This is a genomic window from Amycolatopsis sp. NPDC004747, assembly GCF_053601335.1.
Genome location: NZ_JBSGBQ010000009.1, coordinates 37,154 through 57,840 on the forward strand (window position 1 = coordinate 37,154; position 20,687 = coordinate 57,840).

Consider the following 20,687-nt stretch of genomic DNA (forward strand, 5'->3'; position numbering starts at 1 on the left):
CCGGAAGTATGGGTTCTCGGCCCTCTCGCGGCTTGCCTTTGCGTGCGCGGTCCTTGTCCCTGCGCGACCGGCTCGGGGTCAGACCTGCTCGCCGAGCTTGAATTCCGCCTGCCCGGACGCGTAGGAGAAGCCGTCCGCGCCGATGGTGACGTCGGCTTCGCGCGGCTCGGCCCGTTCGACGACCGGCTGGACGCGCCCGTCGAGGTCGAGCACGACCGACGCGTCGGTGTACCAGCTCGGCACCACCGGGTTGCCCCACCAGTCGCGGCGCTGGTTGTCGTGGACGTCCCAGGTGATCACCGGGTTGTCCGGGTCGCCGGTGTAGTAGTCGTGGGTGTAGAGCTCGATGCGGTGGCCGTCGGGGTCGCGCAGGTACAGGTAGAACGCGTTCGACACGCCGTGGCGGCCCGGCCCGCGCTCGATCATCCCGGACTTCCGCAGCGCGCCGAGGTGGTCGCAGATGTGCAGGATCTGGTGCCGTTCGTGCGAGGCGAACGCGATGTGGTGCAGCCGCGGGCCGTCGCCGCCGGTCAGGGCCACGTCGTGGACCGTCGGCTTGCGGAACATCCAGGCCGCGTACACCGTGCCCTGGTCGTCCTGGATGTCCTCCGAGACGCGGAAACCCAGGCCCTCGTAGTACTTCCGGGCCGCCGGGACGTCCGGGGTGTCGAGGTTGAAGTGATCCAGCCGCGACAGTGCGCCGGCGCCGTGGACGTCGTAGCGCTGGGTGAACCGCTCGACGTGCTCGGCTTCGTGGAAGAACTCGACCGGGAACCCGAGCGGGTCGAGCACGCGCACCGCCTCGCCGATGCCGCGGGTGGCGCCGGCCGGTCGCCGGGAGACCGGGCAGCCGAGCTCGCGGTAGTACGCCTCGGCCAGCTCGAGGTCCGCCGGGGTCCGCACCCGGTAGGCCAGCACGCCCAGCGCGGGTTCCGGGCCCTTGCGCAGCACCAGCGAGTGGTGCAGGTACTCCTCGAAGGCCCGCAGGTACAGGGCGGACGAGTCTTCGTGGGTGACGACGAGCCCGAGCACGTCGACGTAGAACGCCCGTGACGCGGCCAGGTCGGTGACGACGAGTTCGGCGTACGCGCAGCGGATGACGTCCGGCGGGGTGGCGGTCATGCGGTTTCCTTCCCGGCGCCGAACCGTGCCGTGTGCACCGGCCCGAGTGAGACGTGGATGGCCTGCTGGTCGGTGTAGAAGTCGAGGGAGCGGTAGCCGCCTTCGTGGCCGAGGCCGGACGCCTTGACCCCGCCGAACGGCGTCCGCAGGTCGCGGACGTTGTGCGAGTTCAGCCAGACCATCCCGGCCTCGACCGACTGCGCGAAGGTGTGCGCCCGCGTCAGGTCGGCCGTCCACAGGTACGCGGCCAGGCCGTACTTGACGTCGTTGGCGAGCGCGAGGGCTTCGGCCTCGGTGTCGAACGGCGTCAGGGCGACGACGGGGCCGAAGATCTCCTCCTGGAAGATCCGCGCGGTCGGGGGGACGTCGGCGAACACCGTCGGCGCCACGTAGTTCCCGCTGTCCAAACCGGACGGACGACCGCCGCCGGCGAGCAGCCGGCCCTCGGTCTTGCCCAGCTCGACGTAGCGCATGACCTTGTCGTAGTGCTCGGGGTGCACCAGCGCGCCGACCTCGGTGGCCGGGTCGTGCGGGTCGCCCACGACGATGTTCGCGGCCCGTTCCGCGTACCGCGCGCAGAACTCCTCGTAGATCGGCCGCTCGACCAGGATGCGGCTGCCCGCGGTGCAGCGTTCGCCGTTGAGCGAGAACACGCCGAACAGCGTCGAGTCCAGTGCCGCGTCGAGGTCGGCGTCGGCGAAGACGATCGCCGGGGACTTGCCGCCCAGCTCCATCGACATGCCCTTGAGGTGCGCCGCGCAGTTGCGGTAGATCGTCTGCCCGGTCGTGGTCTCGCCGGTGAACGAGATCAGCGGCACGTCCGGGTGCTTGACCAGGGCGTCGCCCGCTTCTTCGCCGAAGCCGTTGACGAGGTTGAACACCCCGTCCGGCAGCCCCGCCTCGGCGAAGATCCCCGCCCACAGGCTCGCCGAGAGCGGCGTGAACTCGGCCGGCTTGAGCACCACCGTGCAGCCCGAGGCCAGCGCCGGCGCGAGCTTCCAGCTCTCGAGCATGAACGGTGTGTTCCACGGCGTGATCAGCCCGGCGACGCCGACCGGCTTGCGGTGTACGTAGTTCACCTGCCGCCCGGGCACCTGGTAGGTGTCGTCGGCCTGGGCCACGACGAGGTCGGCGAAGAACCGGAAGTTCTCGGCCGCGCGCTGGGCCTGGCCGAGCGCCTGGGTGATCGGCAGGCCGGTGTCGAACGTCTCCAGCTCGGCCAGCCGCCGGTCCTGGGCTTCGACGGCGTCGGCGATCTTGTTCAGCACGCGCGCCCGTGCTCGCGGCAGCATCCGCGGCCACGGGCCGCCGGTGAACGCCTTCCGGGCCGCCGCGACCGCGCGGTCGACGTCTTCGGCCTGGCCCGCCGCGGCGGTCACGTACGGGGTGTTCGACACCGGGTCGAGGACGTCGAACGTCTTGCCCGAGACGCTGTCGACGAGCTCGCCGCCGATGTAGTGCTTGAGCTCGCCCGGCAGTCCTTCCGGGACGTGGTGGGTCATGCCTTTCCTTCCAGGGAGAAGCCTTCGACCGGGCTGAGGTACCGCGCGCCTTCGGCCATGAGGTCCTTGATCCGGGCGAGGCCGGCTTCGGTCGGCGGGATCAGCGGCGGCCGGACGTGCCCGGAGGCGATCAGCCCGCGCTGTTCGAGCACCCACTTCCCCGGCGCCGGGTTGGTTTCGACGAACAGCAGGTCGACCAGCGGGTGCAGGCCGTAGTGGATCTCCCGCGCCCGTTCGTGGTCACCGGCCTGCCAGGCTTCGTACATCTCGGCGCACGCGGCCGGGGCGATGTTGGCCGTCGCGCTGACGAACCCGGCGCCGCCGAGGGCCAGCAGCGGCAGGCAGAGCAGCTCGATCCCGGACCACACGACCAGGTCGCGGCCGCACAGGTGCAGCACGCGCGAGAAGTGCTCGAAGTCCTTCGTCGTCTCCTTGATCCCGGCGAAGTTGTCGCACGAGCGGTACAGCCGTGCGACGGTCTCCGGTGCCAGGTCGACCGCGGTCCGGCTCGGGACGTTGTAGGCGACGATCGGCAGGTCCGGGAACTCGCGGCAGACCGTGCGGTACCAGACGAACAGCGCGTCCTGGGTCGGCCGCGCGTAGTACGGCGTGATGACCAGGGCCGCGTCGATCCCGGCCTCGCGCGCGGCCGCCGTGAGTTCCAGGGTTTCGTCGAGCTTCGCCGAGCCGGTACCCGGGACGAAGGGGACGCGGTCGCCGACCTCGGCCGCCACCGTCCGGATCGCCTCGGCGCGCTCGGCGACCGTCTGGGACCCGGGCTCGCCGGTCGAGCCGCCGATCGAGATGCCGTGCGTGCCCGAAGCCAGCTGCCAGCGCACGAGGTTCTTCAGGCCGTCGTGGTCGACGGCCCCCTCGGCGGTGAACGGCGTCATCAGGGGCGCGATCGACCCGCGGACGGCCCGGGGGTCGGAGCGGAAGCGCATGGGTTTCCCTTCGTGCGTCAGTGGCGGCGGTAGGCGAGGTAGGCGTCCAGGGTGGCCAGCCGGTGGGCGCGGACGGCCTGTTCGATCTCCGGACCGGGCGCGCCGCGTTCGAGCAGGCCGAGAATGGTTTCGTGCTCGGCGACCGACTCGCGGGCGCGGCCGGGCACGAAGCTGAACGTCGAGCTGCGCAGGCGGCCGAGCCGGTCCCAGCCGCGGCGGACGAGGTCGAGGACCTGCGGGTTGGGGCAGGCTTCGAACAGCACGGCGTGGAAGTCGCGGTTGAGGCCGGTGAACCTCGCGGGTTCGAAGTCGCCGAGGCAGCCGGCCAGCTCGGCGTTCAGCGCGCGGGCCTTCGCCAGCGTGCCCGGCGGGAGGACCGGCGCGGCGAGCGCGGCGGCGTAGCCCTCGACCAGGGCGAGGGTCTGCATCGTGTGCTGGTACTCGCTCTCGTCGACCATCGCGACCTGGGCGCCGACGTTGCGCTCGAAGGTCACCAGGCCCTCGGCCTCCAGCAGCCGGATCGCCTCGCGGACCGGCACCACGCTGACGCCGAGCTCCTGGGCGAGCTGGCCGAGGACCAAGCGGTAGCCGGGGGAGAAGGTGCCGTCGGCGATCCGGGCCCTGATCCACTCGTAGGCGATCCGCGACTTGCTCATCGTGGTGCCGTTCACCGCTTCGCGCGCCATGCCGCGTACCTCCCGCGCCAGTGCTCGTCCATCGGGTAGAGGCCTTCGACGCGCTCGCCGTCGGCGACCCGCTCGGCGATGAACGTCTCCTGCAGCTCCTGCTCGATCGCCGCGTCGACGACTTCTTCGACGAGGTCCGGCGGGATGACCAGGACGCCGTCACCGTCGCCGGCGATGACGTCGCCCGGGCGGACCGCGGCGCCACCGCAGGCGATGGCGACGTCGACGTCCCACGGCACGTGCCGCCGGCCGAGCACCGCCGGGTGCGCCCCGGCGTGGTAGGTGGGAATGTCCAAAGCGGACACCGCGGCCAGGTCGCGGACCCCGCCGTCGGTGACGATCCCGGCGGCGCCGCGCACCTGGGCCCGCAGCGCGAGGATGTCGCCGACCGTGCCGGTGCCGCGTTCGCCGCGGGCCTCCATGACCAGGACGTCACCCGGGCCGAGGCGGTCGATCGCCTGCTTCTGGGCGTTGTAGCCGCCGCCGCGGGCTTTGAACAGGTCTTCGCGGTACGGCAGGTACCGCAGGGTCCGCGCGCGGCCGGTCAGCCGGGCGCCGGGCCTGGTCGAGGTGAGCCCGTCGATCGACACGGCGTTGTACCCGCGCTTGCGCAGCTGGGCCGACAGCGTGGCGGTGCCGACGGATTCGATCCGCTGCTTCAGGGAGGCCGTCAGCTCGAACGGCGGCTCGGCGGTCCCGTACGCGTCCGCGCGCTGCTGTTCGTCGACGCGGGGGAGAGCACCGTACGGTCCGAAGGGGACGGTCCCCTCGGTGATCGGGGTGACGAGCCGGCCGGTGGTGTGGCCGCCGCCGTCGACCTCCACTTCGACCACGTCGCCGGGGACCGCGACCGACGCTCCCGCAGGCGTCCCGGTCAGGACGACGTCGCCGGGTTCGAGGGTGATCAGCTGCGAGAGGTCGGCGACCAGCCGTCCGAAGCCGAAGAGCAGGTCGGCGGTGGTGTCCTCCTGGACGAGTTCGCCGTTGAGCCAGGTCCGCAGCCGCAGGGCCGCCGGGTCGAGCCCGGCCGCGGGCAGGACCGACGGCCCGAGCGGGGTGAAGCCGTCGCCGCCCTTGGCGCGCAGGTTGCTGCCCTTGTCGGCGTACCGCAGGTCGTAGACGCCGAAATCGTTGGCCGCGGTGACGCCGCCGACGTGCGCCCAGCCCTCTTCGGGCGGGACGCGGCGGGCCGTGCGGCCGATGACGAGCGCGATCTCGCCTTCGAAACCCAGCAGCTCGGTGCCCGCCGGCCGTTCGAGGGCGGTGCCGCTCGCCGCGACGGACGTCGGGGGCTTGAGGAAGTACGACGGCTGCTCCGGTACCCGGCCGCGCTGGGCGGCGCGGGAGCGGTAGTTGAGGTGCAGCGCGATGATCTTGCCGGGCCGCTGCGGGAGAGGCGTCATCGGTGGTCCTGCCTGCCGGTCGGGAAAAAGTATCTCAAATAATATACGATCTGTGGCGCGGGGAAACCCCCTTCAGCTGCCGTAGTGGAGCCAGACGGACTTGGTTTCGGTGTACGCGTCGAGGGCCCACGGGCCCATCTCGCGGCCCCAGCCGGACGCCTTGTACCCGCCCCACGGCGCCGCCATGTCGGGGATCGGCGGCATGTTGACGAACACCGCGCCGGCCCGGAGGCCGTCCGCGTAGCGCTGCGCCGTGCGGATGTCGCGGGTCCACACCGTGGCGGCCAGGCCGTATTCGGTGTCGTTGGCGCGGGCCAGTGGCTCGTCGCCGTCGTCGTAGGCCGTCACGGCCAGCACCGGGCCGAAGATCTCCTCGCGCATGATCGCCATGTCGTCGCGGACGCCGGCGAACAGCGTCGGGGTGTAGAAGTAGCCGTCGCCGTCGACCGGGTTCCCGCCGGTGACCAGGTCGGCGCCCTGGTCGCGGCCGGTGCCGACCAGGAAGTCGACGTGTTCGCGGTGCTTCTCGGACACGAGCGGCCCGAGCTGCGTGGTCTCTTCGGTGCCCGGCCCGAGCCGCAGGCCTTCCAGGCCGCGCGCCAGCTTGTCGACGAACTCCTGCTCGCGCTTGCGGTCGACGTAGAAGCGCGTGTACGCCGCGCAGACCTGGCCGGTGTTGAGCGTCGCGCCGGCGAGGTTGCCCGCGACGGCGGCGTCGATGTCGGCGTCGGCCGCGATGATGCTCGGGGCCTTCCCGCCGAGTTCGAGGGTGAGCCGCTTGAGGTTGGACGCCGCGCTCGCCGCCGTGATCAGCTTCCCGACCGCCGTGGACCCGGTGTAGGAGACGTGGTCGACGTCCGGGTGCTCGGTCAGGAGCGCACCGACGGCGCCGTCGCCGGTGACGAGGTTGACCACGCCCGCCGGGATCCCGGCCTCGTGCACCAGCTCGACCAGCCGGATGCTGGTCAGCGGCGTGACCTCGCTGGGCTTGATCACCACGGTGTTGCCGGTGGCCAGCGCGGGGGCGAGCTTCCAGGCGAGGATCATCAGCGGGAAGTTCCACGGCGTGATCAGCGCGTTCACCCCGACCGGCTCGCGGCGGGTGTAGTGCAGCGTGTCCGGGAAGGACACCGGGTTCGTGGTGCCCTGCAGCTTCGTGACCCACCCGGCGAAGTACCGGAAGTGCTCGGCCGCGCCGGTCACGCTCACCTGCCGGGACACCCCGATCGGCTGCCCCTGGTCCAGGGTTTCCAGCCGGGCCAGTTCTTCGTGGTGCCGCTCGACGAGGTCGGCCAGCCGGAACAGCAGCGCGGCGCGCCGCACTGGCGGCAGCCCGGCCCACCCGGGCGCGGAAAGCGCTCGCCGCGCGGCCGCGACGGCGGCGTCGACGTCGGCCCGCGAAGCCGTGCCGACTTCGTCGAGGATCCGGCCGGTGGCCGGGTCGCGGGTCGGGAGCGCGCCGCCGCCGGCTTCGGTCCACTGTCCGTCGATGCAGAGGCGTGTCGCCATCCCGCTGTCCTCCTCGGCCTGGGGTGCACCGAGTATCGGGCGACGCGCCGCCGCGGGTCTTGTCCGCTCCCGCAAGCCCGTTGACCGACCGCGAAGGGATCCCGCGCGGGCTGCGGGCCGCGCGTCAGGCTGGGCCGCATGGACGTGATCGTGGTGGGCGCCGGCTCGGCCGGTTCGGTGGTGGCGCGGCGGCTGGTGGACGCGGGCGCGGCAGTGACGCTGCTGGAGGCCGGCGGCGAGGACGTCAACCCGGCCATCCACGACCCCGCCCGGGCCGGGGAGCTGTGGCACGGGCCCGAAGACTGGGACCTGTACACGGTTCCGCAGGAGCACGCCGCCGGGCGGCGGCTGCACCTGCCGCGCGGCCGGGTGCTCGGCGGGTCGCACGCGCTGAACGCGATGATCTGGGTCCGCGGCGCTCCGGCCGACTACGACGGCTGGGGCCTGCCCGGCTGGACCTGGGCCGACGTCGAGCCGGTGTTCGCGCGGATCGAGCAGGACCTCCTGGAGGTCGTCCCGAACGAGCCGCTGCACCCCGTTCAGGAGTCCATAATGGACGCCTGCGTCTCGGCCGGGCTGCCGCTGAACCCGGACTACAACAGCGGGAAGCTGGACGGCGTTTCCGTCGAGCGGATCACCCTACGCGGTGGCCGACGGTTAACCACCTGGCACGCCTACGGGGCGCCGGTGGCCGCGCGGATGACTGTCCACACGGGAGCGCTGGTGCACCGGCTGCGGTTCTCCGGCTCGCGCGTGACCGGGGTGGTGGTCGCTCTCGACGGGGTGCTGCAGGAGCTCTCCGCGGACCTGGTGGTGCTCGCCGCGGGGGCGCTGGCCTCGCCCGCGATCCTGCTCCGCAGCGGCGTCGGCCCGGCGGACGAGCTGCGCGCGCTCGGCCTCGACGTCGTCGCGGACCTGCCGGGCGTGGGGCGCAACCTGCACGATCACCTGCTCTCGCCGGTCATCTTCTCGACCACCCGCGAGGTCGTGCCCGCGCCGGGCCGTCCGGTGACGCAGGTGCACTGGTTCTGGCGCAGCCGGGACGGCCTCGCGGTGCCCGACACCCAGCCGATCTGCTTCAGCGTGCCGATGTACGAGCCGTGGATGTCCGGGCCGCCGACCGGGTTCTCGCTGATGGCGGGGATGGTGACGCCGGAGAGCCGGGGGAGTCTGAAGCTGTCCGGCCCTTCGCCCGATGACGAACTGCTGATCGACCTCGCCGCCCTGTCCGCACCGGCGGACTTCGAGAGCCTGGTGGCGTCGGTCGAGCAGTGCCTCGAGGTCGGCCGCGCGCCGGCGCTGGCGGAGGAGTGGGGCGCCCGGCCGCGGTACCCGGCGCCGGGTACGGACGTCCGCGAGTACGTCCGCCGGACGGCGGTCACCTACCACCACCAGGTCGGCACCTGCCGGATGGGCACCGGCCCGGACGCGGTCGTCGACCCGCGGCTGGCCGTGCCCGGCCTGGACGGCCTGATGGTCGCCGACGCGTCGGTGCTGCCCCGCGTCACGACGGGCAACACGAACGCACCGGCGGTCCTGGTCGGCGAACAGGCCGCGCGGTTCCTCATCGGGAACTGAGCAGCCGCCGCAGCCACGAGGACCGCGCGGCCAGCGCCGCGCGGGTCACCTCGGCCTCCGGGGCGAAGCGGTCGAAGCCGTGGTGGGCCTCCGCCCAGACGTGCAGCTCGGTGGGCACCCCTGCTTGGGCCAGCCGCTGGGCGTACGCCACGTCTTCGTCGCGGAACAGCTCCGCCCCGCCGACCTCGACGAACGCCGGCGGCAGGCCGCTCAAGTCCGCCATCCGCGCCGGGGCCGCGTACGGCGAGACCTGCCCGTTCAGCAGGCTGCGCCAGCCGAAGTCGTTGGCCTGCTTCGTCCACACGAGGTCCGGGAGGTCGGCCGACGTCCGGTCGTCGAGCATCGGGCACAGCAGCAGCTGCCCGGCCAGTGCCGGCCCGCCGCGGTCGCGGGCCAGCAGCGCCACCCCGGCGCCGAGCCCGCCGCCCGCGCTGCCGCCCCCGACGACGAGCCGCTCGAAGCCGAAGGCCGACGCGAACCACACGAGGCCCGCGTAGCAGTCTTCGAGCGGCGCCGGGTGCGGGTGCTCGGGCGCGAGCCGGTACTCGACCGTGGCGCAGACGAACCCGAACTCCTCGATCAGCGGCACCAGCCGCGGCAGGTCGGCGAACCGGTCGTCCATCACCATCCCGCCGCCGTGGATGCTGTACAGCCCGGGGGCGTCCGGGCGCGGGTGCCGGGGCTGCAGCACCGTGACCACGACCCCGCCGTCCAGCGTGTGGTCCGACCAGGTGATGTCCCGGTCGCCGATCGCCTCCGCCGGTGTGGGGTTGCGGAAGGACGCGCGGATCGCGGGGAGCGTCTCGGCGGAGAGGTTCACGGCCCCTCCGGATCGACCGCGTCCCGGTCCGCCCAGAACGGCTCCACCAGCGCCCGCAGCTCCGCCGCGCCCACCCGCTCGACCAGCGCGACCGCCTCCAGGTTGTCCTCGAGCTGCCGCACGCTCGTGGCGCCGAACAACGTCGTCGTGTTCGCCGGGTGGGTGAGGGTGAACGCCAGGCACAGCTGGGCCGGGGTCGCCCCGACGCTCTCGGCCACCTTCGCAAGCTCCGCGGCCGAGTCCGCGATCCGCTGCCGGACGTCACCGGGGTCCCGGCCGACCTGGCGCCCGCCCTTCCCGAGCAATATCCCGCCTTCGAAGACGTCGGACGCCTGCAGCGACACCCCGAGCCCGAAGACCGAGGCGAACGGGGCACCGTCCGGAATGGACCGCCGGGCCACGCTGTACTTCAGCTGGGCGATCGCGGGGGCCGGGACACCGTCCGCGGCCGCGAAGCCGTGCACGGCCTTGATCGCCGAGGCCGACCAGTTGTTGACGCCCCACTGCCCGATCAGCCCCGCGTCGTGCAACTCGGCGAGGTCGGTGACAAGGGCGTGCAGGTCGGTGCGGTCGTGCCGGAGGTCGCCGAGGATGACCAGGTCGGCGTGCGAGACGCCGGCGCGGAAGAACGCGTTCTCCAGCTGGGCGCGCAGGCTGTGCTCCGGGTAGCCCTCCAGCCACAGCTTGGCCGAGAGCAGGTAGTCGTCCCGGCGCAGGCCCGCGGCGCGGACCATGGCCGAGAACAGGACGTCGGTGAAGACCGGGGGACTGCCGGGCAGGCCGTACACCCCGACGTCGAAGAGCGTGATCCCGGCGTCGACGGCGGTCCGCAGGAGCGAAACCGCTTCGCGGAAGTCCATCCGGTCATAGGTGTGCCACGAGCCGAGGGACAGCACGCCGGTGTGCGGGCCGTCGCGGCCGATGCGGCGCTGGGGGATGGGCACGGGAACCCTCCTAGGGGAGTCGGGGGTCGATGACGGCTTTGAGCTCGCCGAGCCGGGACATCGACTCGACGGCGGCGGACGCGCCGGCCAGCCCGACCGGCGCGCTGAACAGCTCGTCCCACGGCATCCGGTCGGCGAAGGTGCGGAAGAACCCGACCGAGCGGTGGTAGTCGGCGATGTCGCCGTTGAGGGAGCCGGCGAGCGTCAGTTCCTTGCCCATCACCGTGCCCAGCGGCACCGGGACGGGCGCCGGGCCGGTGGACCCGACGATCGCGACCGTGCCGCGCTGGGCGGCGAAGGCGACGGCCTCCTCGCCGATCGTCGGGCCGCCCGCGAAGTCGAAGACGTGGTCGGCGCCGCGGCCGCCGGTCAGCTCGCGCACGCGCTCGATGCGTTCGTCCGGAGTGGACTCGACGTCGACGGTCGCGGTGGCCCCGAACCGTTCGGCCACGGCCAACCGCGACTGCGGGCCGCCGACCGTGAGCACGGTTCCGGCGCCGCACAGGCGGGCGACCGCCGTGGCGAACACGCCGAGCGCCCCCGCGCCCTGCACGACGACCGTCGCGTTCGGACGGATGCCGCCGGACCGGGCCACCGCGCGCAGCACGGTCTTGCCCGCGCAGCCGGACATCGACGCCCACGTGTCCGGGACGTCGCCGGGCAGCAGCAGCTTCGCCGCGCCGGGCGTCACGTAGCAGTACCGGGCCAAGCCGCCGGTGGCGTACGGGAACCGGTCGGCGCGCTGCAGGAAGCCGTAGCCGCGGTGCTCGCAGGCGACCGGCTCGCGCAGAACCGTGCAGCCATAACACTTCCCGCACGTCGACTCGGACCAGCCGATGCGGTCGCCCGGCTTGATCTCCCGGCCGAGGGTGTCGGTGGTGCCGGGGCCGGTGGCGACGACCTCGCCGACCATCTCGTGGCCCAGCACCATCGGGAGCATGCCGGGCAGGCTCAGCTGCCCCGACCACAGGTGGACGTCGGTGCCGCACAGCGTGGTGCAGGTGAGCCGGACGAGCGCGGCACCGGGCTCGGGCTCTTCGGGCAGCGGGAGTTCGCGCAGTTCGAGAGGAGCGCGGCGGCCGGTGAGAACGGCGGCCTCCGTGTGGGTGGGCAGGGCCATCTTTTTAGTCTACAGTCGTGGAAGAAAAAGTCCAGAGCCGGGAGGAAACCATGACGGCGCAACGGATCCACCCGGCGGACGTGGTGGTCCACCGCGGGCTGGTGCACACCTTCGGCCCCGCGGGCACGGTCACCGGGCTCGCGGTGCGCGACGGCCGGATCGCCGCGGCCGGCGGCGACCTGACCGGCCACATCGGATCGGACACCGAGGTTCTGGACCTCGCCGGGCGCACGGTGCTGCCCGGCATCAACGACGCCCACCTGCACGCGACCTGGCTCGGCGCCCGGTGGCCGCACCCGCTGCTCGGCGCGCCGCACGAGGAAACCCCGGTGGTCACCGCGGAGGACCGCCGGTCCGCGATCCTGCGGGCCGGCGACGTCTGCGCGGCACTGGGCATCACCAGCTACACCGAGCCCGGCCTCGGTCCGGGCGAGACGGGCTGCTTCTCGGCGGACGTCCTCGGCGAGTACGCGGCCCTGCAGCGCGAAGGGCGGCTGCGGGCCCGGGTCACGGTGCTGCGCCTGTTCGGTCTCCTCGACGGTGCCAGTTCGCTGCCGGACTTCGAGCGTGGTCTGGGCACCCCGGTGCCGGCGGCGGATCCGGAGTGGCTGGCCGTCACCGGCGTCAAGATCTTCGCCGACGGCATCCCGCCGATGCGCACGGCCTGGACCCACCACTGCTACGCCGACGGCACGCGCGGAACCCTGCTCGTCGACGGGCCCGACGACGACGGGCGCGCGGCCAACCTGGCGAAGATGATCGCCCTGGCCCATGACGCCGGTCTCGTGGTCGGCGTCCACGCCACCGGCGAGCGCAGCATCGAAGCCGCCCTCGAGCACCTGCGGGCCGGCGACCACCTCGTGCACGGCGACCTCGTCACTCCGGCCCAGCTGCGGCGGATGGCCGCCCGGGGCGTCGGGCTGACCACGCAACCGGCCATCGCCGCCGCGATGCGGCCGATGGTCGCCACCGCGCTCGGCGAGGAGGTCGCCGCGAAGGCGTGGCCGCTGCAGGACGTCCTCGACGTCGGGGTGCAGCTCACGCTGAGCAGCGACGCCCCGGTCGTCACCCCCGACTGGCGGGTCCACCTCGCGGCGGCCGGGGAACTGCTGGGTGCGCGCGGTGTCACGCCCGCGCTGTCCGAACGGCTGCTTCGCTGCTACACGACCGAAGCCGCGGCACAGGACGGATCGTCGGACTGGAAGGGGTCCCTGGAACCGGGCAAGGTGGCCGACTTCTGCGTCCTCGGTGCCGATCCGGTGGGCGTTCCCCTGGCGGACCTGCCGTCGGTCACCGTCGAGCTGACCGTGACCGGCGGCCGGATCGTCCACAAGGGATAGTCAGGTGAGCAGCTGGCCGCCGTCCACCGCCAGGCTCACCCCGGTGATGTGCCCGGCGGCGGGCGAGGCCAGGAACACCACCGCCGGGACGACGTCCTCGACGGCGGCGATGCGGCCCAGCGGGATCCGGGCCTCCCAGGCCGCGCGGGCGGCGGGGTCCGCGGCGAAGCCCGCCGTCATCGGGGTCAGCACCGGTCCGGGTGCGACCGCGTTGACGCGGATCCCGTGCGGCGCCAGTTCCACTGCCGCGGACCGGGTCAGCGCGTCGACCGCGGCTTTGGTGGCTTCGTAGTGGCCGAGTCCGGGCGTCGGCTGCCGGGCACCGATCGAGGAGATGTTCACGATCGCCCCGCGCGTCCCGGCCGCGGCCATCTGCGCGCCCACCGCGCGGGTCATCAGGAACGTGCCGCGGAAGTTGACCCGCAGGCAGCGGTCGAAGACCTCGACGTCCAGGCCGGTCAGCGGCCCGCCGCCCCCGGCCAAGCCGGCGTTGTTGACCAGCACGTCCACCGGCCCGAACCGGTCCGCCACCAGGGCGGCCGCCACCTCCACCGACGCGGGATCCGCGATGTCCAGTTCGACGTGCCCGGCGCCGATCTCGCGACCGACGTCGTGCGCCGCGCGGATGTCCACATCGGCCACGACCACCCGGTCACCCGCTGCCACGAACGCTTCGGCGACCCCGCGGCCGATACCGCTCGCGCCGCCGGTGACCACCACAACCCGTGTTTTCATTCTACAATCGTAGATGAAAGATGTGCTGTGGCGAAAGGAAAACCCGTGCTCGGAAGATCGGCCTTCGGCCTCGGTTCGTGGAACACCTGGGACCGGATGGCGTTCGACGACGCCGTCCGGCTGCTCCGGACGGCCGTCGACGCCGGCGTCACGCTGTTCGACGTCGCCCACTACGACTTCGGTCCGCACGCGGAGAACTCGCGCACGGACATCCTCTTCGGCGAGGCCGTCCGGAAGGCCGGGATCGCGCGCGAAGACTACGTGCTGTGCGGGAAACTCTGGCTCTGGGACCACCCGCGCAGCGGCTTCGCCGAGCAGCTCGAAACGTCGCTGGGCCGGATCGGCACGGAGTACGCGGACCTGGTCGTGGTGGGCGACTACCGGGAGCGGCTGGACGTCCCGCGGGTCGTCACCGAGGTCGCGGAGCAGGTCCGGGCCGGGCGGATCGGCGGCTGGGGCGTCAACAACTGGCTCGCCGCGGACCTGGACGCGGCACTGGGGTTCGCGGACCGCGAAGGTCTCCCCGGCCCGGAGTTCGCCCAGCTCAAGTACTCGATCGCGCGCCGCTCGATGGCTGAAGGCGAGCCCTATCGCAGGCACTTCGCGAGCGGGCGGCTGGCGCTGCAGGCGTCCGACGTCTTCGAAGGCGGAGTGCTGCTGGGCAACGCTTCCCCGAGCCGGAAGATCGGCGCGGACGTCGGCGGGATCCGCGAATCCATCGTGGCGGCGTCCGCGGAGGTCGGGCGCGTCGCGGCGGACTTCGGCGCCACCCGCGCCCAGCTCGCGCTGGCCTTCTGCCTGGCGTACGAACCGGTGGCGAACGTCCTGTTCGGAGTGACCCGGGTGGACCAGCTGACCGACAACCTCGGCGCGCTCCTCCTGGCCCGCGAACACGGCCCCGAAATCCGCGCGGCCCTCGATCACCTGCGCCTCGACCACGCGGTCGCCCCCGACGGTTCCTGGTGACGGCTCAGGGGCGGCGCTTTCCCGGAAGGCGCCGCCCCTGAGGTCGATCAGGTGGTGAGGAAGGTGAGGGCCGAGGTGCGGAAGGGGGCGCCGCGCAGGGCGCCGCCGTGGTCGCCGGGAACCGTCACGAGATCGCTGCCCGGCACCAGGGGGACGAGGGTTTCGATGCCGTGGCTGACCGGGTCGTCCCGGCCCGCGACGAACCGCGTCGGCACGGTGATCACGCCCGCCTCCGGCACGAACGGCTCCCGCCGCAGGCCCTCGATGCATTGGGCAAGGGCGGCCGGGTCGCGGCCGGGCGCGGTGATCATCCGGGCGATCGCCGCCGTCAGCGGATCCGCCGGCAGCCGCCCGCCACCGGCGAAGGCCAGCGCGGCCTCGACGTCGACCGCGCCGAACGGCTCGTGCGGGCTGAGCCCGCCCAGCACCAGCCGCCGGACCGGCAGCACCGCGGGCAGTTCCCACGCCAGCCGCGCGCCCAGCGAGTAGCCGACAACGTCTACTTCGGACACATCACCGGCCACGAGAGCGAGTTCCCCGGCGATCGCCTTCGGCGTGACGTCGGCGAGCGCCGGGCTGGAGCCGTGGCCGGGCAGGTCGGGCACCAGCACCGGACGGCCCGCGGCGGTGAGCGCCGACGGCCAGCCCGTGCTGATCCAGTCGGTGTGCCCGTCGGAGGCGAACCCGTGCAGGAGCAGCACCGGCGGTCCGGCGGTAGGCCCGTCCGGGGCGAACCGGCGGACGGCGAGGGAGGTGAGGGTCAAGGAGATCCTTTCTCACGAAGCCCGGCGCAGCCGCTGGAGCTCGCCGAGCGTCCGGGCACGGGCGTCGACGGCGATCCGCAGCGCGGAGCCGATGAGGTTCAGCAGGAGCACGCAGGCCATGATCGTCACGCCGGGCACGACGACCAGCCACGGCGCGGTGACCAGGTACGACCGGCCCTCGGCGATCATGTTGCCCCAGGTCGGCGTGGGCGGGGCGATGCCGAGGCCGAGGAAGCTCATGGCGCCGTCGACGAGCATCGCGGCCGCGGCCAGGATGACGACCTGGACCAGCGCCAGCGGCAGCACGTTGGGGAACACGTGCACCAGCAGGATCTTGCCGCGGCTCATCCCGGACACGCGGGCGGCGCCGATGTACTGCCGCCCGGCGATGCCGAGCACGCGGCTGCGGATCACCCGGGCGGTGAACGGCGTGAAGATCACCGTCAGCGCGATCAGCTCGGTCCAGATGCTCGCGCCCAGCGCGATGGCCAGCGCCATCGCCAGGATGATCGCCGGGAACGACATCCACGCGTCCATCAGCCGCATCAGCACCGCGTCCGCGGCTCGGTAGAAGCCGCTGACCAGGCCGATCACCATGCCGGAGAAGGCCGCGCAGAGCGTGATCAACGCGGACAGCCCCAGCGACGCGCGCCCGCCGGACACCAGCCGGGCCAGCACGTCCCGGCCGAACGAGTCGGTGCCGAGCGGGTGCGCGCCCGAAGGCGGCAGCAGGCGGTGCACCGGATCGGTCGCGCTGACACTCGGCAGGAAGAACGGCAGCACGACCACGGCCAGCACGATCAGGCCGAGCAGGACCGAGCACACGACGAGGGTCCGGTTGCGCCGGAACACCCGGGCCGCGCGCCGCGGCGGGGGAGCGTCCACCGAGGTGGCGGGTTCGGCGACGGCGAGGCTCATGCGACACGCACCTTCGGGTCGAGCAGCGCGTACGAGAGGTCGACCAGCAGGTTGACCACCACGAACAGCACCGCGACGAACAACGTCACGCCCTGGATGAGCGGGAAGTCGCGGGTGGACACCGCCCCCATCAGCAGGTGCCCGAGGCCGGGCACCACGAAGATCGACTCGATGATCACGATGCCGCCGACGAGCATGGCGAAGTTGCTGCCCAGCTGCGTCACCAGCGGCATCAGCGCGTTCGGCAGGACGTGCTTCAGCATGACCCGCCGCTCCGGCAGGCCCTTGACGCGCGCGGTCCGCAGGTAGGTCAGCGGCAGTTCGCCCAGCACGCTCTCGCGCAGCGTCAGCACGAACAGCGCCGTCTGCCCGATGACGAGCACGGTCACCGGCAGCACCAGCGCCGGCACCGCGGCCACCGGGTCGGTGAGCAGGTCGTGGTAGCCGCTGGACGGGAACCACCGCAGCGTCACCGAGAACACCAGCACCAGCACCAGCGAGATCCAGAAGTCCGGCATCGCCATCCCGAGCGAGGACAGCCGGTCGAGCGCGCGGGCCACCGGGTTGCGCGGTGACACCGCCTGCCACGCGGTGATCGCCACCGAGAGGACGAAGCTGATCACCGTCGAGAGCACGGCGAGCGTCAGCGTCGGCACGATGTGCGCGGCGACGACGCCGAGCACCGGCCGGTGGTAGGTGATCGACGTGCCGAAGTCGCCCCGCAGGACGTGCCCGGCCCAGCTCAGGTACTGCTGCCAGAGCGAGCCGTCGAGACCCAGGCTCGTGCGCAGCGCGGCGACGTCGGCCGGGCGCGCGGTCGGGCCGAGGATGGCCTGGGCCGGGTCGCCCGGGATCAGCCGGATGACGAAGAACATCATGGTGCCGACGATGACCAGGATGATCACCAGATCGCGCAGCCGGCGCAGCAGCACCCCGGTCATGCCGCCAGCCAGGAGTTCCAGAACACCCGGTAGAAGTCGCCGTAGCCCTTGAGCCGCGGGGTGTAGGCCGCCCAGAGCTTCGACTGGCTCAGCGTGATCACCGACAGCTGCTTCCAGGTGAACGCCTGGAGCTTGTCGATGACGGCCTTGGCCTGCTCGGGTGTGGTCGAGGCGTTGAACTCGGCCAGCAGCCCGTCGAGCTCCGGGGACGACGAGCCGTTCAGCGTGCCGAGGGTGAGCGCCGGCATCTGGGCGGGCGAGGTCAGCGACGAGTCGAAGAACAGCGTCGTGATGTCCCAGCCGCCCGGATCCTTGGTGAGGGTGCCGAGCATGGTGGCGAAGTCGAAGGTGTCGATCTTGGTCTGCAGCCCGATCTTGCCGAGCGCGTCCTGGATGAGCACGGCCCACTTGCCGAACTCGGGGTAGGAGTTGGTGGTGACGATGCGGATCGTCGCGCCGGCGGTGACGCCGGCGTCGGCGAGCAGCTGCTTCGCACGGGCCGGGTCGTGTTCCCGGTAGACGGACTCACCGGCGGTCGAGTAGGACGCCTTGTTGTCCGGCGAGGCGAACGCGCCCGTCTCGATGGTCAGGTCCTTGCTGCCGCCGGTCGCCGCGTTGAGGGCCGGCTTGTCCAGCAGCAGGTTCAGCGCCTGGCGGGCTCGCGGGTCGGCGAACTTCGAGCCGGGGTGGAAGTTGGGGATGACGACGTTCTCGTTGCCGCCGGGCAGGTTGTGCACCACCAGGTTCGGGTTGGCCTTGAGCTGCTCGTACTGGTCGTTGGCCGGCATCGCGTGGTCCCACTGGCCGGTCTGCAGGCCGTTGATCAGCGCGTCCTGGTCGCCGACGACCTTGTAGGTGACGGTGTCGAGGTAGGCGTGTTTCGCGCCGGCCTGGCCACCCCAGTCCTCTTCGGACCGCGATCGGTAGCCGTCGTAGCGCTGGAGCACCAGCTGCTGGCCGATGTCCCAGCTCTTCAGCTTGTACGGGCCGGTGCCGATCGCCTTGTCCTGGCCGAACCCGGTGGCGGGCAGGCCGGAAAGGTTCTTCGCCTCGTAGATCTCGGTGCCCGCGCCGGCCAGCTCGTCGATCAGCGGGTAGCGCGGCCGCTTGAGGTCGATGGTCACCGTCGCCTTGTCGGGCGCGGTGATGGCGGCGATGTCCGGCGTGACGAGCTGCCCGGTGCGGTGGCTCTTCTGCCAGCGCTGCAGGCTCGCGACGACGTCGTCCGCGGTCAGCGGGTTGCCGTCCTGGAACGTGACGCCCTGGCGCAGCTTGAAGGTGTAGGCGAGCCGGTCCGGGCTGGTCGTGTAGCTGTCGACGAGCATCGGCCGGGCGACGAAGTGCTGGTCGACCTCGAACAGCTTCTCGTACATCATGTTGCCGATCTGCGCGGTCACCTGGCCGGGGTTGGCGACCATGTCGAGCGACTGCGGATCGGTGGGCACGGCGACGGTGAGGTTGCCGCCGCGGACCGGCGGGCCGCCGGCGGCCGGGGTCGTGCCGGCGCTGCCCATGCAGCCGGCGAGCAGGGTGGCCGCGGCGGCGAGGGCGGCGAGCAGGGGAGTTCTCTTCATGGGCGCGTCGATCCTGTGTGGGGGAGGGCGGGCAGGTCGGGGTTGGCGGCGAGCAACCGCCGGGTGTAGCCGTGCCGCGGGGAGAGGCGGATCTCGTCGGGGGCACCGGTCTCGATCAGCTCGCCGCGGTACATGACGCCGACGCGGTCGGCGACCGACAGCACGAGGCTGAGGTTGTGGGTGATGAACAGCAGGCTCAGCGTGCGGGTGCGGCGCAGGTCCAGCAGCAGGTTCAGCACCTGGCCCTGCACCGAGACGTCCAGGGCCGATGTCGGCTCGTCGGCGACGATCAGCTCGGGCCCGGCGGCGATCGCCCGCGCGATGGAGACGCGTTGCCGCTGCCCGCCGGACAGCTGCGACGGCAGCTTCCCGGCGGTGTCCTTCGGCAGCCCGACCTCGTCGATCAGGTCGGCGACCCGGCGGTCCAGCTCGGCACCGCGCAACGGGGTCAGTTCCTTCAGCGGCTCGGCGATGATCCGGGCGGCGGTGTGGCGGGGGTCCAGCGAGCTCTGCGGGTCCTGGAAGATGAGCTGGACGCGGCGGCGGAACGCCCGCTCGTCGCCCGTCAGCCCGCCGGGCGTGATCCCGTGCGCGCCGAAGACGACCGTGCCGGACGTCGGCGGTTCCAGCGCGCTCACCAGCCGGCCGAGGGTCGACTTGCCGGAGCCGGATTCACCGACCAGGCCGAAGAACTCGCCGGGCGGGATCTCCAGGGAGACCTCCCGCACCGCTTCGACCCGGTGTCCTTTCCGGCCGTACACTTTGGACACCGCTGTGATGCCGAGTGGTGACCCGTCGTGGTCCGTTCGCGGACGTGGCTTCAGCGTCCGGGTTTCGACGGCTTCGGTCGCTTCGCCCGCCATGGCGGATTCGAGCAGGGCGGGGGAGATGGTGGGGAACCCGTCGCGGCGGTCGACGCCGAGCTGCGGCACGCAGCCGAGCAGCGCCCGGGTGTACGGGTGCTTCGGCCGCGTCAAGACCTCGTCGCGCGAGCCCACTTCGACCAGGCGGCCGCGATACATCACCGCGATCCGGTCGGCGACCTGCGCGGCCACGCCCATGTCGTGGGTGATGAACACGCAGGCGGTGCCGTGGTCGCGGCGGACCCGGTCGAAGAGCGTGAGGATCTCCGCCTGCGTGGTGACGTCGAGCGCGGTGGTCGGCTCGTCGGCGATCAGCAGGTCCGGGTCGGCCATCAAGGCCAGCGCGATCATCACGCGCTGCTGCATGCCGGCGGACATCTGGTGCGGGTACAGCCGCAGGATCCGGTCGGTGTCGGTGAGGCCGACCTCGGTCAGCAGCCGCTTCGCCTTGGCTTCGGCCCGCTTGCGCAGCGGGCTGCCGCGGCGGGCGGCCTGGCCGGGCAGCGACCCGGGTTCGCGGTAGGCCTCGGCCAGCTGGTGGCCGACGCGGCGGCTCGGGTTCAGCGAATCGAGGGCCTCTTGGAAGACCATGCCGATCCGCGGCCCGCGGTAGGCGCGCATCGCGTCGGCGGGCAGCTTCGTCAGGTCCACGCCGTCGAACGCGATTTCGCCGCGGGTGCGCACGGGGGCGACGAATTCGAGCAGGCGGATGATCGACAGGGCGGTCACGGTCTTGCCGCTGCCGGACTCGCCGACCACGCAGAGCGTCCGCCCTTGCCCGAGATCGAGGGAGAGCTCCCGCACGAGTTCGCGTTCGGTGTCGTCGGTGACGACGCCGACGGTGAGCTCCCGGATTTCGAGCAGCGTCATGGGTTCCCCTTCCTCGCGCCCGCCTTGATGAGGGCGGGCCGGACTGCCGGGCACCGGCAGGGGTAGTTCTACGCATGTTGACACTGCC

At 72.4% G+C, this 20,687-nt stretch carries 18 protein-coding genes; 3 read left to right on the forward strand and 15 right to left on the reverse strand.

Features of this window, described 5'->3' with window-relative positions; genetic code table 11:
• Positions 1-78: 78 nt before the first annotated feature.
• The 6 genes from hpaD to ACWEGE_RS16185 form a co-directional block, all read right to left on the reverse strand.
• Positions 79-1,122: a 3,4-dihydroxyphenylacetate 2,3-dioxygenase gene (hpaD, locus tag ACWEGE_RS16160; RefSeq protein WP_449661224.1), complete on the reverse strand. Its 1,044-nt coding sequence runs from the start codon at positions 1,120-1,122 to the stop codon at positions 79-81.
• On the reverse strand, positions 1,119-2,624 hold the full coding sequence (hpaE, locus tag ACWEGE_RS16165) for a 5-carboxymethyl-2-hydroxymuconate semialdehyde dehydrogenase (RefSeq protein ID WP_449661225.1): 1,506 nt from the start codon (positions 2,622-2,624) through the stop codon (positions 1,119-1,121). The genes hpaD and hpaE overlap by 4 nt, the downstream gene beginning before the upstream one ends.
• Entirely contained in the window at positions 2,621-3,568 is a 948-nt protein-coding gene (gene dapA / locus ACWEGE_RS16170) for a 4-hydroxy-tetrahydrodipicolinate synthase (protein WP_449661226.1), read from the reverse strand. Before dapA ends, hpaE begins: the two co-directional genes overlap by 4 nt.
• 17 nt (positions 3,569-3,585) lie before the next feature.
• On the reverse strand, positions 3,586-4,254 hold the full coding sequence (locus ACWEGE_RS16175) for a GntR family transcriptional regulator (protein ID WP_449661227.1): 669 nt from the start codon (positions 4,252-4,254) through the stop codon (positions 3,586-3,588).
• Positions 4,236-5,657, reverse strand: coding sequence for a fumarylacetoacetate hydrolase family protein (locus ACWEGE_RS16180; RefSeq protein WP_449661228.1), 1,422 nt, complete (start codon positions 5,655-5,657; stop codon positions 4,236-4,238). Before ACWEGE_RS16180 ends, ACWEGE_RS16175 begins: the two co-directional genes overlap by 19 nt.
• Before the next feature lie 72 nt (positions 5,658-5,729).
• Positions 5,730-7,166 (reverse strand): aldehyde dehydrogenase family protein, encoded by a 1,437-nt coding sequence (locus ACWEGE_RS16185; RefSeq protein WP_449661229.1) that lies wholly within the window; start codon positions 7,164-7,166, stop codon positions 5,730-5,732.
• Positions 7,167-7,304: 138 nt separating this feature from the next.
• Here ACWEGE_RS16185 and ACWEGE_RS16190 point away from each other — a divergent pair, with 138 nt between their 5' ends.
• Positions 7,305-8,744, forward strand: a complete 1,440-nt coding sequence (locus ACWEGE_RS16190) for a GMC family oxidoreductase (protein ID WP_449661230.1) — start codon at positions 7,305-7,307, stop codon at positions 8,742-8,744.
• Here ACWEGE_RS16190 and ACWEGE_RS16195 read toward each other — a convergent pair.
• The 3 genes from ACWEGE_RS16195 to ACWEGE_RS16205 are packed head-to-tail and all read right to left on the reverse strand — an operon-like array spanning position 8,731 to position 11,622.
• The gene (locus ACWEGE_RS16195) at positions 8,731-9,564 is read right to left on the reverse strand and encodes an alpha/beta hydrolase (protein WP_449661231.1); all 834 of its coding nucleotides are present in this window, start codon (positions 9,562-9,564) and stop codon (positions 8,731-8,733) included. The two genes, ACWEGE_RS16190 and ACWEGE_RS16195, sit on opposite strands and share 14 nt — an antisense overlap.
• Positions 9,561-10,508 (reverse strand): aldo/keto reductase, encoded by a 948-nt coding sequence (locus tag ACWEGE_RS16200; RefSeq protein WP_449661232.1) that lies wholly within the window; start codon positions 10,506-10,508, stop codon positions 9,561-9,563. The genes ACWEGE_RS16195 and ACWEGE_RS16200 overlap by 4 nt, the downstream gene beginning before the upstream one ends.
• A 10-nt stretch (positions 10,509-10,518) precedes the next feature.
• Positions 10,519-11,622: a zinc-binding dehydrogenase gene (locus ACWEGE_RS16205; RefSeq protein ID WP_449661469.1), complete on the reverse strand. Its 1,104-nt coding sequence runs from the start codon at positions 11,620-11,622 to the stop codon at positions 10,519-10,521.
• A gap of 23 nt (positions 11,623-11,645) precedes the next feature.
• Here ACWEGE_RS16205 and ACWEGE_RS16210 point away from each other — a divergent pair, with 23 nt between their 5' ends.
• The gene (locus ACWEGE_RS16210; RefSeq protein WP_449661233.1) at positions 11,646-12,968 is read left to right on the forward strand and encodes an amidohydrolase; all 1,323 of its coding nucleotides are present in this window, start codon (positions 11,646-11,648) and stop codon (positions 12,966-12,968) included.
• Here ACWEGE_RS16210 and ACWEGE_RS16215 read toward each other — a convergent pair whose 3' ends face one another.
• Entirely contained in the window at positions 12,969-13,703 is a 735-nt protein-coding gene (locus tag ACWEGE_RS16215) for an SDR family NAD(P)-dependent oxidoreductase (RefSeq protein ID WP_449661234.1), read from the reverse strand. It lies immediately after the preceding gene.
• A 45-nt stretch (positions 13,704-13,748) separates the two neighbouring features.
• On the opposite strand from ACWEGE_RS16215, the gene ACWEGE_RS16220 reads away from it, so the two are divergent.
• Positions 13,749-14,669: an aldo/keto reductase gene (locus ACWEGE_RS16220; protein ID WP_449661235.1), complete on the forward strand. Its 921-nt coding sequence runs from the start codon at positions 13,749-13,751 to the stop codon at positions 14,667-14,669.
• 47 nt (positions 14,670-14,716) lie between these two features.
• Here the strand turns inward: ACWEGE_RS16220 and ACWEGE_RS16225 are convergent, their stop codons facing one another.
• From ACWEGE_RS16225 to ACWEGE_RS16245, 5 genes are read right to left on the reverse strand one after another with little or no spacing between them, the layout of a single operon-like run.
• Positions 14,717-15,433, reverse strand: a complete 717-nt coding sequence (locus ACWEGE_RS16225; RefSeq protein WP_449661236.1) for an alpha/beta fold hydrolase — start codon at positions 15,431-15,433, stop codon at positions 14,717-14,719.
• 12 nt (positions 15,434-15,445) lie between these two features.
• On the reverse strand, positions 15,446-16,351 hold the full coding sequence (locus tag ACWEGE_RS16230; protein WP_449661237.1) for an ABC transporter permease: 906 nt from the start codon (positions 16,349-16,351) through the stop codon (positions 15,446-15,448).
• Positions 16,348-17,292: an ABC transporter permease gene (locus tag ACWEGE_RS16235; protein WP_449661238.1), complete on the reverse strand. Its 945-nt coding sequence runs from the start codon at positions 17,290-17,292 to the stop codon at positions 16,348-16,350. The genes ACWEGE_RS16230 and ACWEGE_RS16235 overlap by 4 nt, the downstream gene beginning before the upstream one ends.
• On the reverse strand, positions 17,289-18,866 hold the full coding sequence (locus ACWEGE_RS16240) for an ABC transporter substrate-binding protein (protein WP_449661239.1): 1,578 nt from the start codon (positions 18,864-18,866) through the stop codon (positions 17,289-17,291). The genes ACWEGE_RS16235 and ACWEGE_RS16240 overlap by 4 nt, the downstream gene beginning before the upstream one ends.
• Positions 18,863-20,599: a dipeptide ABC transporter ATP-binding protein gene (locus ACWEGE_RS16245; protein ID WP_449661240.1), complete on the reverse strand. Its 1,737-nt coding sequence runs from the start codon at positions 20,597-20,599 to the stop codon at positions 18,863-18,865. Before ACWEGE_RS16245 ends, ACWEGE_RS16240 begins: the two co-directional genes overlap by 4 nt.
• Between the last annotated feature and the right edge of the window lie 88 nt (positions 20,600-20,687).

Bases quoted from the DNA above. Each gene is read 5' to 3' on its own strand.
- hpaD (WP_449661224.1), bottom strand. From the start codon at position 1,122: ATGACCGCCACCCCGCCGGACGTCATCCGCTGCGCGTACGCCGAACTC.
- hpaE (WP_449661225.1), bottom strand. From the start codon at position 2,624: ATGACCCACCACGTCCCGGAAGGACTGCCGGGCGAGCTCAAGCACTAC.
- dapA (WP_449661226.1), bottom strand. From the start codon at position 3,568: ATGCGCTTCCGCTCCGACCCCCGGGCCGTCCGCGGGTCGATCGCGCCC.
- ACWEGE_RS16175 (WP_449661227.1), bottom strand. From the start codon at position 4,254: ATGGCGCGCGAAGCGGTGAACGGCACCACGATGAGCAAGTCGCGGATC.
- ACWEGE_RS16180 (WP_449661228.1), bottom strand. From the start codon at position 5,657: ATGACGCCTCTCCCGCAGCGGCCCGGCAAGATCATCGCGCTGCACCTC.
- ACWEGE_RS16185 (WP_449661229.1), bottom strand. From the start codon at position 7,166: ATGGCGACACGCCTCTGCATCGACGGACAGTGGACCGAAGCCGGCGGC.
- ACWEGE_RS16190 (WP_449661230.1), top strand. From the start codon at position 7,305: ATGGACGTGATCGTGGTGGGCGCCGGCTCGGCCGGTTCGGTGGTGGCG.
- ACWEGE_RS16215 (WP_449661234.1), bottom strand. From the start codon at position 13,703: ATGAAAACACGGGTTGTGGTGGTCACCGGCGGCGCGAGCGGTATCGGC.
- ACWEGE_RS16230 (WP_449661237.1), bottom strand. From the start codon at position 16,351: ATGAGCCTCGCCGTCGCCGAACCCGCCACCTCGGTGGACGCTCCCCCG.
- ACWEGE_RS16235 (WP_449661238.1), bottom strand. From the start codon at position 17,292: ATGACCGGGGTGCTGCTGCGCCGGCTGCGCGATCTGGTGATCATCCTG.
- ACWEGE_RS16240 (WP_449661239.1), bottom strand. From the start codon at position 18,866: ATGAAGAGAACTCCCCTGCTCGCCGCCCTCGCCGCCGCGGCCACCCTG.
- ACWEGE_RS16245 (WP_449661240.1), bottom strand. From the start codon at position 20,599: ATGACGCTGCTCGAAATCCGGGAGCTCACCGTCGGCGTCGTCACCGAC.